This is a genomic window from Streptomyces sp. NPDC088354 (genome assembly GCF_044753585.1).
Lineage (GTDB): Bacteria > Actinomycetota > Actinomycetes > Streptomycetales > Streptomycetaceae > Actinacidiphila.
This window is the reverse complement of the sequence record NZ_JBIVNJ010000004.1, coordinates 292,296-305,339: the sequence shown is the minus strand read 5'-3', so window position 1 is coordinate 305,339 and position 13,044 is coordinate 292,296. Positions and strand designations below refer to the sequence as shown.

Genomic DNA, 13,044 nt, shown 5'->3' with positions numbered 1-13,044 from the left:
GAACCGTGACGCGCTGCTCCGGCCGCCCGCCGGACCACCGCGCGGCACCTCAGGCGCCGAAGGCCGGCCGCTCGGGGTCGAAGGCCGCGACGCCCTCGGACGGCGAGGAGGCCAGGGCGTGCCGGCGCCGCGGGATGCGCCCCGCGCGGTGGGCGAGGCGCCCGGCCTCCACGGCATGGCGCATGGCGTCGGCCATGAGCACCGGCTCCTGGGCCCGGGTGACGGCGGAGGCGAGCATGACGGCGGCGCAGCCCAGCTCCATCGCGAAGGCCGCGTCGGAGGCCGTGCCCGCTCCCGCGTCGAGGATCACCGGCACGGAGGCCCGCTCCACGATCAGCTCGAAATTGTGCGGGTTGCGGATGCCCAGGCCGGAGCCGATGGGCGATCCCAGCGGCATGACCGCGGCGCAGCCGAGGTCCTCCAGCCTGCGGGCCAGCACGGGGTCGTCGTTGGTGTACGGCAGCACCGTGAAGCCGTCGTCGACCAGGACCTCGGCCGCGTCCAGGAGCTCGACCGGGTCGGGCAGCAGGGTGCGCTCGTCCGCGATCACCTCCAGCTTCACCCAGTCCGTGCCCAGTGCCTCCCGGGCCAGCCGGGCGGTGAGGACGGCCTCGCCCGCCGTCCGGCAGCCGGCGGTGTTGGGCAGGACGCGGACGCCGTGGCGGGCCAGCACCGACAGCACGGAGCCCTTGACCGTGGGATCGAGCCGCCGCATGGCGACCGTGGTGAGCTCGGTGCCGGAGGCGAGCAGCGCCTGCTCCAGCACCTCCAGGCTCGGCGCGCCGCCGGTTCCCATGATCAGACGGGAGCCGAACGCCGTTCCTGCGATGGTCAGCGGATCGTCGGCCATGCGGGTCAGCCCCCCTGCACCGCGGTCAGGACCTCGACGCGGTCGCCGTCGCTCAGCGCGGTGGCGGGCCACTGCCCGCGGGGCACCACGGTCTCGTTGAGCGCGGCGGCGACACCGGAGGGGGCGGTGGTCAGCCCGGCGACCAGCCGGTCCAGCGTGAGGCCCGGCGTCACCTGGCGGGGCTCGCCGTTGACGGAGACGGTCATCGCGTTCATGCGTACTGCTCCTGAGGAGTGAATCGGCCGGGGGAGAAGGGGCGGGCCACCTCGGGCAGGTCGCCGCCGGTCAGCACCTCGGCCATCACGTCGCCGGTCAGCGGGGTGAGCAGCACGCCGTTGCGGTGGTGCCCGGTGGCCATGAGCAGGCCCTCCAGCGCGCTGCGGCCCAGCAGCGGGGCGTTGTCGGGGGAGCCGGGGCGCAGCCCGGCCACCGTCTCCACCAGCGGCAGCTCGGTGATGCCCGGTACCAGGTCGTGGGCGTCGCGCAGCAGCTCGTACACGCCGCCGGCCGTGACGGTGGTGTCCCAGCCCGTCTCCTCGCTGGTGGCGCCGACGACCAGCTCGCCGTTCTCCCGCGGCACCAGGTAGACATGGCCGCCGCGCACCACGGCGCGCACCGTGCGGGACAGGAAGGGCGCGTACGCCGCGGGCACCCGCAGCCGCAGGACCTGGCCCTTCACCGGGCGCACCGGCGGCAGCAGGCGCTCCGGCAGGCCGCCGAGCCGGCCGCTGCGGCTCCCGGCGGCCAGCACGGTCTGCCCGGCGGCCAGCACGCTGCCGTCGTCGAGCAGGACCCCGCGCGCCCGGTCGCCGGTGATGTCCACCCCGGTCACCGCCGCGCGGCGGAAGGTCACCCCGGACAGCTCGCAGGCCCGCAGCAGCGCGGCCACCAGCCGTCGCGGGTCGACCTGGTGGTCGCCGTCGACGCGCAGGCCGCCGCGCACGCCCGGCGCGAGCATCGGCTCCAGGCGGCGGCACTCGCGTCCGCTCAGCCACTCCGCCGAAAGCCCCAAGGAGGTCTGGAAGGCGTGCAGTTCGCGCAGTTCGGCGCGGTCGTCGGCGTCCAGGGCCACGGCGAGGGTGCCGCACGCCCGGTAGCCGGTCTCCAGACCCGTGGCCTCCTCCAATTCGGCCGTGAACGCCGGATAGCGGTGGATCGCGGCGAGGTTGAGGTCGAGCAGGGCCCGCTCGCCGTACTGCAGCTCGGTGACGGGGGCCAGCATCCCGGCGGCCACCAGGGCGGCGCCGCCGCCCGGATCGGGGTCGGCGACCACCGTGCGCAGCCCGCGCTGGGCCGCCCGCCAGGCGGTGACCAGGCCGATGATCCCGCCACCGATGACGACGGTGTCCGGCACGTCATGACGGTGCATCGGTGTACCGCTCCTCCCTTCGCCGGCATGACCCGGATCAGGTTCGTACGGTCGGCGGCCGGCCAGCCGCCCTCTCAGCCCGGTGCGCCGGGCTCCCGCGAGTGCATTCGTCCGCCACTTTAGTACGCACCACTGACGGCGAGTAGGGCGCCGGTACCGGGGTGCGCGCCGCGCGGCGTTACGGTGATCAGCGTGACCAGCAGCAGCGAGCAGCGCGTCGTCGTCGTCGGGGCCGGGATGGCCGGGGTGCAGACCGCCGTGTCCCTGCGGGAGCAGGGGTGGGGCGGCGCGATCACGCTGCTCGGCGCGGAGCGGCATCCGCCGTACGACCGGCCCCCGCTGTCCAAGGGCGTCCTCTTCGGCGCCGACGAGGGTCCGGGCGCGCTGCTGGACGTGGACTTCGGCGGCATCGGCGTCCAGCTGCTGCTCGGCCGGCACGCGAGCGCGCTGCGCCCGGACGAGCGCCAACTGCTCACCGACGCGGGCCCGGTGGAGTACGACAAGCTGGTCGTGGCCAGCGGCGCCGAGCCGCTGACGCTGCCGGGCAGCGAGGGCGTGCCCGGCGTGCACGTGCTGCGCACCCTGGACGACGCCGCCCGGCTGCGGCCGGTCCTGGAGGCGCGGAACACGGTCGTCGTGGTCGGCGCGGGCTGGATCGGCGCCGAGTTCGCCACCGCCGCCCGGCACGCGGGCTGCGCCGTGACCGTCGTCGAGGCCGCCGACCGGCCGCTGGCGGGCGTGCTGCCCGAGCGGATCGCCGACCGGATGCGCGGCTGGTACGCGGAGGCCGGCGTCGACCTGCGCACGGGCGCCGCCGTCGCCGGGGTCGAGCCGGGCGCCGTGCGGCTCGCCGACGGCAGCGTGATCGCCGCGGAGGCCGTCGTCGTCGGCATCGGCGCCCGGCCGGCGACGGGCTGGCTGGCGGGCTCCGGGGTCGACCTCGGCCCGGACCGGTCGGTCCTGGCCGACGACCGGCTGCGCACCTCCGTACCCGACGTGTACGCCGTCGGCGACTGCGCCTCCTTCCCCTCCGCCCGGTACGGGCAGCGGCTGCTCATCCACCACTGGGACAACGCGGTCCAGGGGCCCCGCACCGCGGCCGCCAACATCCTGGGCGGCGACGAGGTCTACGACCCCGTCCCGTACTTCTGGTCCGAGCAGTTCGGCCGCTTCGTCCAGTACGCGGGGTACCACGTCGACTCCGACGAAATGCTGCTGCGGGGCGACCCGGACGGCCTCGCCTGGTCCGTGCTGTGGCTGCGCGACGGTGTGCTGGTCGCCCTCTTCGCGGTGGGCCGTCCGCGCGACCTCGCCCAGGCCCGCAAGCTCATCGCGCGGGAGGCCCGGGTCGACCGGGCCCTGGTGGCCGACCCCGCCGTGCAGCTGCGGACCGCCGTCGTCTGACGGCCGCCGAGCCGCGCGGCCGGCCCCGCGGAACGCCCCGCATGCCCCTGGTGGACGCCACGAGTACCGCGGTACGGGTCCGGGATGGCACGCTTGTCCTGTGACCGAGATCGACGCAAAGATTGATGCCCTCGTACCCTCCTGGCTCAACGTCCCCGACATCGCCGAGCAGCTCGACGTGGAGGTGACCCGGGTCCGCCAGCTGATCAAGGAAGGGCAGCTCATCGCGGTGCGCCGCGGGGAGAACAGGGTGCTGATGGTCCCCGCCGACTTCATCGGCGACGGGAAGATCGTGAAGGGCCTCGCCGGCACGCTCAACCTGCTCAAGGACGACGGGTTCAGCGACGAGGAAGCCCTGGAGTGGCTGTTCACCCCGGACGAGAGCCTGCCCGGCACGCCGGTGCAGGCCCTGCGCGAGAACCGCGGGACCGAGGTGAAGCGCCGGGCCCAGGCGCTGGCCGTCTGAGCCGTTCGACCAGCGCACCCGGCGCGCCGAGCGCGCCCAGCGCATATCACCGCACGTACCGCTGGTACGGCACGTACCGCACCCGAGGGGGACCCACCGCATGAGCATCCGCGCGAGGCTCGCCGACGCCCGGCTCTACCTGTGCACCGACGCCCGCCGGCGCCAGGGCGGCATCGCGGAGTTCGCGGCCTTCGCGGACGCCGTGCTGGCGTCCGGGGTGGACATCGTGCAGTTGCGCGACAAGGGCATCGAGGCCCGCGAGGAGCTGGAGTACCTCGCGGTCCTCGGTGACGCGTGCCGGCGGCACGGCGCACTGCTCGCCGTGAACGACCGCGCGGACGTGGCGCACGCGGCCGGGGCCGACGTCCTGCACCTCGGGCAGGGCGACCTGCCGGTGCCGGCCGCGCGGGCGATCCTCGGCTCCGGCGCGGACTCCCCGGTCGTCGGACGGTCGTGCCACTCCGAGTCCGAGGCGGCCGCGGCCGCCTCGGAGCCCGGTGCGGACTACTTCTGCACCGGGCCGGTGTGGCCGACCCCGACCAAGCCGGGCCGCCCCGCGCCCGGGCTGGGCCTCGTCCGCTACGCGGCGGGGCTCGGCACGGACCGGCCGTGGTTCGCGATCGGCGGCATCGACCTGGACAACGCCGAGCAGGTGCTGGAGGCGGGCGCACGGCGGATCGTCGTCGTACGGGCCGTCACCGAGGCCGACGACCCCGGCGCGGCCGCCGCGGAGCTCGCCAAGCGGGTCCGCTCCTACACCGGCTGACCCCGCGGGCCGGCGGCCCGGACGGCCGACCGCTCGTCGGCCGGGCCCGGCGTGTCCAGGGAGTGAACATTTCCCCGCGTCCTGTTGGGGCCCTCCGGCCCCCGCGGCTAGCCTGAGGCGCATGGCCCTCGGAACCGCTTCCACCAGGACCGATCACGCGGTCACCATTCGTGAGCTGCTGGCCTCGGGGCAGCGCTCGTACTCCTTCGAGTTCATGGCGCCGAGGACCGAGAAGGGCGAGCGGACGCTGTGGGACGCCATCCGCCGCATCGAGGCGGTGGGCCCCACCTTCGTCTCCGTCACCTACGGCGCGGGCGGCACCTCGCGGTCCGGCACCGTCCGGGCGACCGAGCGCATCGCGTCCGACACCACCCTCACGCCCGTGGCGCATCTGACCGCGGTCGACCACTCCGTCGCGGAACTGCGCAACATCATCGGCCAGTACGCAGACGCCGGGATCCGCAACATGCTCGCGCTGCGCGGCGACCCGCCCGGCGACCCGATGGGGGAGTGGCAGCGGCACCCCGAGGGGGTGGACTACGCCTACGAACTCGTGCGGCTCATCAAGGAGTCGGGCGATTTCTGCGTCGGCGTCGCGGCCTTCCCGGAGATGCACCCGCGCTCGAGCGACTGGGAGAGTGATACGCGTCACTTCATCGAGAAGTGCCGCGCGGGCGCCGACTACGCCATCACCCAGATGTTCTTCGACGCCGAGGACTACCTGCGGCTGCGTGACCGGGTCGGGAAGGGCGGTTGCGAGACGCCCATCATTCCGGAGATCATGCCGGTCACGAACGTGCGGCAGATCGAGCGCTTCGCCCAGCTCGGCAACGCGCCTTTCCCGCCGGAGCTCGCGGACCGTATCCTCGCGGTCAAGGACGATCCGGCCGCGGTGCGGGCGATCGGGGTCGAGTACGCGACGGAGATGTGCCGGCGGCTGATGGCCGAGGACATTCCCGGGCTGCACTTCATTACCCTTAATCACTCCACGGCGTCGTTGGAAATCTACGAGAATCTGGGACTGCACCAGAGGTCGTGAGGGCGGAGCCGCCGCCCCGGTGGGCCGACGACGGTGAACGGTGAGGAAGTGCTCTCATGGCCTACACAGTGCTCTACATCGCCTTCGGCGTGGTCGCGCTGTGGCTGCTCGGCGAAGTGCTGCTCCAGTACAAGGCCCGGCTCAGGTGGCGGCTGCTCGCCTTCGCGGGATTCATGGGCGTCGTCCTCGGCGTCTACCTGCCGTCCGTCGTGGTGATCGTGCTGGGCGCGCTGGCCTTCGGCACCGGCCAGACCTTCGTGACGCTCTCCTACCGGCGGGGCTTCGTCGAGGGCTGGGCCCTCAAGGCCCCCAAGGGCGACGACCTCGACGACGACGCCGACTCCGACGACGACCCGGCCGAGCCCGCGCCCGCCTCCCGGCGCGCCGGCGGACGCCGCGGCCGGGGCGGGCGCGGCGAGGCGGCCGAGGGCTACGGTGCCGAGTCCGTGACGCAGGGTCCGGCCGAGGAGCACAACTCCGGCGTGCCGGAGGCCGCGGGCGTCGGGCAGTCGTACGACGCCTACGCCGGGGCCCGGGGCGCCGGGGCGCCGGAGGCGCACGGCATGGACTCCACGCAGGTCTACCAGCCCATGCCCATGCACGAGGACAGCGGCGAGTACCCGACGTTCGACGGGCAGCAGCCCGGCTACACCCCCGACCCGTACACCAGTGGCGGCTACGAGGGCTACGGCACCACCGGCTACGGCGACTGGAACAGCGGGGCGCAGCAGCAGCCCGCCGCGGCCGCGTACGACGCCTACGGCCAGCCGCAGCAGACCGGCGGCTGGGAGACCCAGCAGGCCTACGGCACCTACGGCGGCTACCAGGACCCTTACCAGCAGGGGCAGCAGGGCGCCGGAGCCCCGCAGCAGCAGGGGTACGGCTACGACACGCCCGCGGGGGGCGTCTGGGTGCCGCAGCAGGGCGGCGAGCAGCAGCCGTACATCCCGCAGCAGCAGAACTCCTACGACCAGCAGCAGCAACAGCAGCCGCACGAGCAGCAGCAGGGCCAGGGCCAGGGGCAGTACGACCCGTACGACCCCTACCGCTACAACTAGCGGCTGCCGCCGGGGCCGCCCATGATCAGGTCGGCGGTGACGGCTGCGGACATGCCGGTGTGAGCGAGCCCGCCACCGGGGTGGGACCAGCCGCCGACGAGGTGGAGGCCGGGGACCGGGGTGCGGTTGTCCGGGTGGAGGTGCGCTCCGTCGGCGCCGGCCAGGGCCGGCCGGGGGAGCCGGCCGCCCGCGAGCCCCGTCTCCCGCTCGGTGTGGGCCGGGGTGTGCACCATGCGCCACAGCAGCCGGTCGGCGAGGTCCGGCAGGGCGGCGGAGGCCGCCGCGAGCACCGCGTCCGCGTAACGGTCCGCGACACCGGGGGCGTTCCAGTCGAGCCCGTGGGCGCCCTGCGGCGGCACGGTCGCGCTGACGGTGACCGCCTCTGACCGGTCGTCAGGGCGCAGGGTGTCGTCGTCGGGCCGCAGCACCGTGACGGTCATCCGCTCGTGCAGCTCACCGCGGGCCAGGGCGGCCGCCTCCGCCGCCTGGTCGGGGGCGTGGACGACCGTGCGGTGCGGGGTACCGGCGGGCCGGGCACCGCGTAGCGCCAGGCACACCGTGAGCCGGCCGGGGCCCGCGCCGTCCAGGCCCTGCGGCGCGGGACCCGCGGCGCCGGGCAGCAGTGCCGACAGCGCCAGGGGCGCGACGCCCGCGACGACCTGTTCGGCCTCCGCCCTTGTGCCGTCGGCGAGTTCGAGCCCCGCCGCGCGTCCGTCCTTCTCCACGACCGCCGTCACGTCCGCGCCGAAGTGGAACTCCACGCGCCGCTCCAGGCACCGCTGGTGCACGGCGTCCGCCAGGGCGCGCATGCCGCCGCGCACGTACCAGGAGCCGAAGGTCTGCTCGATGTACGGCAGCACGGCGGCGCTCGCGGGGGCGGTCCGCGGGTCGAAGCCGTGGGCGAGGGCGTAGGAGCCGAGCAGACCGGCGAGCCGCGGGTCGCGCAGCTCGCGCGCGGCGGTCTCGGCCAACGTCGGTGCGCCCCGCCGGAACAGGCCGCGGCGGACCGGAGCCGCCGGGTACGGGTCGCGGCCCAGGACGGCCGGGTCGGCGGCGAGCGCGTCCTCCAGCAGGGGCCGGCGGGTGGCGTCCCACACGTCGCGGGCGCGCACCAGCAGGTCGCTCCAGCGCTCGCCCGAGCCCGCCCCCAACGCGGCGTCCAGCGCGGCCACCACACCGCCGCGCGAGGCGTTCGGCAGCACGACGTCCGTGCCGTCCGCGAACAGATGACGGCCGGCGGGGTCGACCTGGGACAGCGCGACGCTCTGCTCCAGGCTCTTCTTGCCGGTCTTGAGGAACAGGTCGCGGTAGACCGCCGGGAGATGCAGCAGGCCGGGACCGGTGTCGAACCCGAAGCCGTCGCGCTCGTACCGGCGGACGGCACCGCCGTGCGTGTCCGCGCGCTCGTACACCGCCACCCGGTGCCCGCCCGTGGCGAGCCGGGCGGCGGCCGCCATGGCGCCCATACCCGCGCCGATCACCGCAATCCGTGCCATGCCGAGGACCCTATCCCCACCCGCTGACAGTCCCGGGACCGGACCTGCGCTGACGGCGGCGCTCCCGCCAGCGACGCCAGTAGCGGCGGATCCGGGACATCACGAAGAACACCGTCACCGTGCCGAGCGCGAGCAGCGTCGCCGCGACGGCCGCCGCCGCGACCGGGTGGAACAGCGCGAGCACGATGACCCCGGAGACGCCGATGTCCTCGGCGAGACTGACCACGATGTTGCTCGCGGGCTCGGGCGAGGTGTTGACCCCCATCCGCAGTCCGGCCTTCACCAGATGGCTGACCAGTGCCGTCGTGCCGCCGACCGCCCCGGCCGCCAGCTCCGGCAGCGAGCCGTCGTGGCCGGCGAGCAGCGCGGCCACGACGGCGCCCGCGACGGGCCGGATCGCGGTGTGCACGGCGTCCCACGCCGTGTCGACGTAGGGGATCTTGTCCGCCACCGCCTCGCAAAGGAAGAGCACGCCCGCGGCGATCAGTACGTCCGGGCGCTCCAGCGCCGGGGGCACCTCGTCGCTGATCCCGGTGGCGCCCATCAGGCCGAGCAGGAAGACCACGGCGTAGGCGTTGATCCCGCTCGCCCAGCCGCTGGTGAATACGAGCGGAAGAACCGACATGGGCGCTGATGCTAGCGAAGCCGCGCCCAGGGCTTTGAGCGGTACCGCCCAGTACTGAGTATCCGTACCTAGACGCGCACTTGAGTACGCGCGCGGATGAGCGGAACCCCGTCGGGACGCCAAGGTGGTGTCAACGGACGGGCAAGGCGCCGGAACCGCCGGCACGGGGCGGCGGAACGGCGCGGCGCCCGGACGGGAACGGGGGCACCACGGGGGAGCGTCGCCCCGGCACGGCCCGACGGGGGATCGGGTCGCACCGGGGCGGCGCGCTCCTGTTGTTTTCCGGCTCTAGGCGCGGGCCTGGCCCGCGACCCGGCCCTGCAACAGCCGGGACAAGGCGGCGTGCACGTCGTCGATCGACCGCTCCGGCTGGAACGACAGCCAGTCGAGCGCCGCCACCAGCACCATGCCGAACAGGGCGGCCGCCGTCAGCGGCACGTCGATCTCGTCGCTCAACTCGCCCGCCTCCACGGCCGCCTGCAGCGTGCGCTCCACGACGGCCACCGCCTCCTTGCGCAGCACCATGAGCGTGTCCTGCCAGGCCCGGTTGGTGCGCCACAACTCGGCCACGTACAGCTGCGTGAACGACGGGTACTCCGCGATGAAGGCCAGGCCCGCGCGGATCATCGCGTCGATCGCGTCCACATGGGAGCCGCCGCGCGCGGTCACGGTGTCGCCCGCCTCTTGCAGCGAGGTGGTGAGCAGGCCGACGCCGTGCCGCAGCAGCTCCTCGAAGAGCTCGTTCTTGCTGGTGAAGTTGTAGTAGACCGTGCCCTTGGCCACGCCGGCGCGCTCGGCGATCTCGTCCACCGTGGTGGCGGAGAAGCCCTGCTCGGCGATGAGGGTGACCGCGGCCTGGAAGAGCTTCTGCCGGGTGGCCTGCCGTCGTGCACTGTTCATGACGTCGATTGTCTACGGCCGCGCCGCACCGGCGTCACAGGGACAGCTCCGGGTGCAGCCGGGCCGGCGTCCAGACCTGCTTGCGGAGCGCCGACCACGCGGTGAGCGCCAGCGCGCCCGCCGTGAAGGCCGCCAGCACCAGGCAGGCCCGCCACACCGGCCACAGGCCGCCGCCCGTGATGAGGTGCCGCAGTCCCTCGACGACGTAGCTCATCGGCAGGAACGGGTGGACGGCGTTGAAGAAGCCCGGGCTGGTCTGCACGGGGTAGGTGCCCCCGGCCGAGGTCAGCTGGAGCATGAGCAGCGCCAGCACCAGGACGCGGCCCGCCGGGCCGAAGCGGGCGTTGAGCCACTGCACGATCGCGCCGAAGCAGGCGGTCACCAGCGCCAGGAAGCCGATCGTGCCCCCGGCGCGCGCCATGTGGAGGCCGATGGCCCAGTGCAGCACGGCCATGAGCGCGAGCGCCTGCAGGACGCCGATGGCGACCACCGGCAGCCAGCCCGCCACCGCGATGCGCCACGCGGGCGCGCCTGCCGCCAGGGCGCGCTTGCTCAGCGGCTGCAGCAGCATGTAGGCGACCATGGCGCCCACCCAGAGCGAGAGCGGGATGAAGTAGGGGGCAAAGCCGGTGCCGTAGTTGGGCGCCTTGTGCAGCGCGCCCGACGCCAGCCGCACCGGGTCGGCCATCACCTCGGTGCGGTCGTCGCGGTCCTTGGTGCCGTAGTCGGGGATCCGCGCGGCGCCGTCGTGCAGGCCGTCGGCGAGCCGCGCGCTGCCGTCGGTCAGCCGGGTCAGGCCGCCGGTCAGCCGGTTGCTGCCGTCCGACAGCCGGTACATGCCGCCGGCCAGGCCGTTCGCGCCGGAGGACAGGCCGGTCAGTCCGCTGTCGAGGGTGCCGGCCCCCGACGAGGCGGTGTGCAGACCGTTCGAGACCTTCCTGGCACCGTCGTTGAGTTCGTTGACGCCGTCGACGGCGCTCTGCAGCCTGCCGGCCAGGTGCGGGTCGGACAGGTCCGTGGCGACCGAGTGCAGCGTGCCCAGGTCGCCGCGGAGGCCGTCCAGTTGCGCGCCGTGGGTGCGCACATAGGTGTCGAGCCGGCCGGCGACCCCCACCACCTCGTCCGCGGCGTCCCCGGCCCTGTCGAGCGCCCGGCACGCGGGCGTCACCGCGCCGAGCGGGCACTGCTGCGCGTAGGCGCTGTGCACCTGGGCGGCGGCGGCCCTGGCGTCGGTGACGGCGCGCTCCGCCTGCCCCGGCAGGTCGCCGAGACCGTCCTGCGCGGCCCGTGATCCCCGCGCGACGAGTCGCGCCACCGCGTTGATCTCCTTGACGTGCCTCTTGACGAAGGCGAGTTCGTCGGAGGCGCCGTTCACCTCGTCGGCCAGCGTCTGGGTGCCGGCCGCGACGCGGCCGGCACCGGCGTCCAGCGTGTCCAGCCCGGTGGCGAGGGCGTGGCTGCCCTTCTTCGCGTCACGCAGCCCGTTGGCCAGCCGCCGTGCGCCGTCCTCGGCGCTGTCGATGCCGTCACCGAGTTCCTTGGAGCCCGTGCGGGCCGTTCCGGCTCCCTTGGTGACGTCGTCCGCGCCGTCGGCTGCCTTCACCGTCCGGTCGTGGAGGTCGGAGAAGGAGACGAAGATCTTGTCGTAGAAGCCGCGCGAGGCCTTGGTGGAGGCGGCCGAGCGCACCTCGGAGAACACCGTGCGGGAGATCTGGCCGACGATGTAGTTGTTGGCGTCGTTCGTGCGCACCTGGAGGGCGCCGGTCTCGGGCCGCCGGCCCGCGCTGGAGCCGATCCGGGCGCTGAAGTCGGACGGGATGGTCAGCGAGAGGTAGTAAGTGCCGTCCTCGACGCCGTCGGCGGCCTCGGCGGCGGTGGTCTCGTGCCAGTCGAAGGTGTCGCTGCGGCGCAGCCCGTCGACGATGGAGTCGCCCGCGGCGAGCCGGTCGCCGTCCACGGTGGCGCCCTTGTCGGCGTTCACCAGGGCGACCGGGATCTTGTCCAGCCGCCCGTACGGGTCCCAGAACGACCACAGGTACAAGGCGCCGTAGAGCAGCGGCAGGAGCAGCAGCGACACCATCGCGGCGCGGGGCAGCCGCCCCCTGCCGAACCTCCTCAGCTCAAGCGCTGCCAGCCTCGGCGTGCGCATCCGACGCCCCCTCCTCGCTCGTGGGGACGGCGTTCCCGCCGGCCCCGGTCCCGATCCCGCTTCCGGTGGCGCTGTCCGGGCCGCCCGCGGCCACGGGTGGGTGCGTGCGGACCACGACGGCGTCGTCCTCGGGCGCCTGTGTGCAGACCGCCAGCACGGTGGTGCCGCCGGCGGCGACACCGCGCAGCATCGCCCAGGCCAGGTCGCGTTCGGCCGGGCCCAGCTTGTGGTCGGCGTCGTCGACGGCCAGGACCCGGGGTCGGCCGAGCAGCGCGAGCGCGGTGCCCAGGCGCAGGGCCTCGAGCCGTTCCAGGTCGCGGGCGGCGGTGCGCTCGGCCTTGGGCAGCGTGGCCGGGTCCAGCCCGGCCGCCTCCAGGGCCTCCGCGACGCGGAGCCGGCCTGCGGCCTGCCGCTCGGCGCGCGGTCGCACCAGTTGGCGCAGCGAGTCGCCGAACCGCTGCTGCAGCAGGACCCGTTCGCGCAGATGCTCGCCCACGGTGAGCGCGGGGTCGAGTTCGAAGACCCCGTCGACCGGGCCGAGCGCGGCGACCCGCCGGACGGCGGCGAGCTGCCGGGGCAGCCGGTACCCGGCCACCTCGGCGTGTCCCTCGCCGGCCCGCATGCGTCCGGTGAGCGCGAGCAGAAGACTCGTGCGGCCGGACCCCGAAGCTCCCTCGACGGCGATCAGGCTGCCGGCCGGAGCCGTGAAGGTGACGTCCCGGAACACCCAGCCCCGAGGTCCCTCGAGCCCGAACCCTTCCGCGGTGATCACTCGCCCGCCCCCGTCTTCGTAATTGAACTGACTGGTCAGTGCAAAAACTGTAGCGCACTCCGGCGCCGCCCATCGAACGCGCAGGTCAGGGCGATTGTCAGAGGTGTGCTTCACGATGAGTTGCGAAGGGCCAGGAACTGTCGGACACGT

13 protein-coding genes and 1 riboswitch are annotated in these 13,044 nt (G+C 74.3%); of the genes, 5 read left to right on the top strand and 8 right to left on the bottom strand.

Features of this window, described 5'->3' with window-relative positions:
* Positions 1-49 precede the first annotated feature (49 nt).
* The 3 genes from ACIP98_RS09725 to thiO form a co-directional block, all read right to left on the bottom strand.
* Entirely contained in the window at positions 50-850 is an 801-nt protein-coding gene (locus ACIP98_RS09725; protein WP_319662081.1) for a thiazole synthase, read from the bottom strand.
* 5 nt (positions 851-855) lie between these two features.
* Positions 856-1,056 carry a sulfur carrier protein ThiS gene (gene thiS / locus ACIP98_RS09720; protein WP_319662268.1) on the bottom strand — a complete coding sequence of 67 codons (201 nt, stop codon included), beginning with the start codon at positions 1,054-1,056 and terminating at the stop codon, positions 856-858.
* Positions 1,057-1,061: 5 nt separating this feature from the next.
* On the bottom strand, positions 1,062-2,219 hold the full coding sequence (gene thiO, locus ACIP98_RS09715) for a glycine oxidase ThiO (protein WP_319662080.1): 1,158 nt from the start codon (positions 2,217-2,219) through the stop codon (positions 1,062-1,064).
* Positions 2,217-2,328, bottom strand: a riboswitch (TPP riboswitch). It overlaps the preceding gene by 3 nt.
* An 83-nt stretch (positions 2,329-2,411) precedes the next feature.
* On the opposite strand from thiO, the gene ACIP98_RS09710 reads away from it, so the two are divergent.
* The 5 genes from ACIP98_RS09710 to ACIP98_RS09690 all read left to right on the top strand — a co-directional run bounded on the left by ACIP98_RS09710 (position 2,412) and on the right by ACIP98_RS09690 (position 6,952).
* Positions 2,412-3,623 carry an FAD-dependent oxidoreductase gene (locus tag ACIP98_RS09710; RefSeq protein ID WP_319662079.1) on the top strand — a complete coding sequence of 404 codons (1,212 nt, stop codon included), beginning with the start codon at positions 2,412-2,414 and terminating at the stop codon, positions 3,621-3,623.
* A gap of 100 nt (positions 3,624-3,723) precedes the next feature.
* On the top strand, positions 3,724-4,089 hold the full coding sequence (locus tag ACIP98_RS09705) for an Rv2175c family DNA-binding protein (RefSeq protein ID WP_319662078.1): 366 nt from the start codon (positions 3,724-3,726) through the stop codon (positions 4,087-4,089).
* A gap of 100 nt (positions 4,090-4,189) precedes the next feature.
* Entirely contained in the window at positions 4,190-4,855 is a 666-nt protein-coding gene (gene thiE / locus ACIP98_RS09700; RefSeq protein WP_319662077.1) for a thiamine phosphate synthase, read from the top strand.
* A 121-nt stretch (positions 4,856-4,976) separates the two neighbouring features.
* Positions 4,977-5,894: a methylenetetrahydrofolate reductase [NAD(P)H] gene (gene metF, locus ACIP98_RS09695; RefSeq protein WP_319662075.1), complete on the top strand. Its 918-nt coding sequence runs from the start codon at positions 4,977-4,979 to the stop codon at positions 5,892-5,894.
* Positions 5,895-5,950: 56 nt separating this feature from the next.
* The gene (locus ACIP98_RS09690; protein ID WP_401974743.1) at positions 5,951-6,952 is read left to right on the top strand and encodes a hypothetical protein; all 1,002 of its coding nucleotides are present in this window, start codon (positions 5,951-5,953) and stop codon (positions 6,950-6,952) included.
* Here the strand turns inward: ACIP98_RS09690 and ACIP98_RS09685 are convergent.
* The 5 genes from ACIP98_RS09685 to ACIP98_RS09665 form a co-directional block, all read right to left on the bottom strand.
* Positions 6,949-8,448: a phytoene desaturase family protein gene (locus ACIP98_RS09685; protein WP_401974740.1), complete on the bottom strand. Its 1,500-nt coding sequence runs from the start codon at positions 8,446-8,448 to the stop codon at positions 6,949-6,951. The genes ACIP98_RS09690 and ACIP98_RS09685 overlap by 4 nt on opposite strands.
* A 10-nt stretch (positions 8,449-8,458) precedes the next feature.
* Positions 8,459-9,073, bottom strand: a complete 615-nt coding sequence (locus tag ACIP98_RS09680) for a DUF4126 domain-containing protein (protein WP_401974739.1) — start codon at positions 9,071-9,073, stop codon at positions 8,459-8,461.
* 288 nt (positions 9,074-9,361) lie between these two features.
* Positions 9,362-9,973: a TetR/AcrR family transcriptional regulator gene (locus ACIP98_RS09675; protein WP_401974737.1), complete on the bottom strand. Its 612-nt coding sequence runs from the start codon at positions 9,971-9,973 to the stop codon at positions 9,362-9,364.
* A gap of 34 nt (positions 9,974-10,007) precedes the next feature.
* A complete protein-coding gene (locus ACIP98_RS09670) occupies positions 10,008-12,122 on the bottom strand; it encodes a YhgE/Pip family protein (RefSeq protein WP_401974736.1) in 2,115 nt (704 codons plus the stop codon).
* Entirely contained in the window at positions 12,094-12,894 is an 801-nt protein-coding gene (locus tag ACIP98_RS09665) for an ATP-binding cassette domain-containing protein (protein ID WP_401974734.1), read from the bottom strand. Before ACIP98_RS09665 ends, ACIP98_RS09670 begins: the two co-directional genes overlap by 29 nt.
* Between the last annotated feature and the right edge of the window lie 150 nt (positions 12,895-13,044).

What these genes read in the sequence shown, in the direction of transcription:
- ACIP98_RS09725 (WP_319662081.1), bottom strand. Translation starts at nt 850, where the DNA reads ATGGCCGACGATCCGCTGACCATCGCAGGAACGGCGTTCGGCTCCCGT.
- thiS (WP_319662268.1), bottom strand. Translation starts at nt 1,056, where the DNA reads ATGACCGTCTCCGTCAACGGCGAGCCCCGCCAGGTGACGCCGGGCCTC.
- thiO (WP_319662080.1), bottom strand. Translation starts at nt 2,219, where the DNA reads ATGCACCGTCATGACGTGCCGGACACCGTCGTCATCGGTGGCGGGATC.
- thiE (WP_319662077.1), top strand. Translation starts at nt 4,190, where the DNA reads ATGAGCATCCGCGCGAGGCTCGCCGACGCCCGGCTCTACCTGTGCACC.
- metF (WP_319662075.1), top strand. Translation starts at nt 4,977, where the DNA reads ATGGCCCTCGGAACCGCTTCCACCAGGACCGATCACGCGGTCACCATT.
- ACIP98_RS09690 (WP_401974743.1), top strand. Translation starts at nt 5,951, where the DNA reads ATGGCCTACACAGTGCTCTACATCGCCTTCGGCGTGGTCGCGCTGTGG.
- ACIP98_RS09685 (WP_401974740.1), bottom strand. Translation starts at nt 8,448, where the DNA reads ATGGCACGGATTGCGGTGATCGGCGCGGGTATGGGCGCCATGGCGGCC.
- ACIP98_RS09680 (WP_401974739.1), bottom strand. Translation starts at nt 9,073, where the DNA reads ATGTCGGTTCTTCCGCTCGTATTCACCAGCGGCTGGGCGAGCGGGATC.
- ACIP98_RS09675 (WP_401974737.1), bottom strand. Translation starts at nt 9,973, where the DNA reads ATGAACAGTGCACGACGGCAGGCCACCCGGCAGAAGCTCTTCCAGGCC.
- ACIP98_RS09670 (WP_401974736.1), bottom strand. Translation starts at nt 12,122, where the DNA reads ATGCGCACGCCGAGGCTGGCAGCGCTTGAGCTGAGGAGGTTCGGCAGG.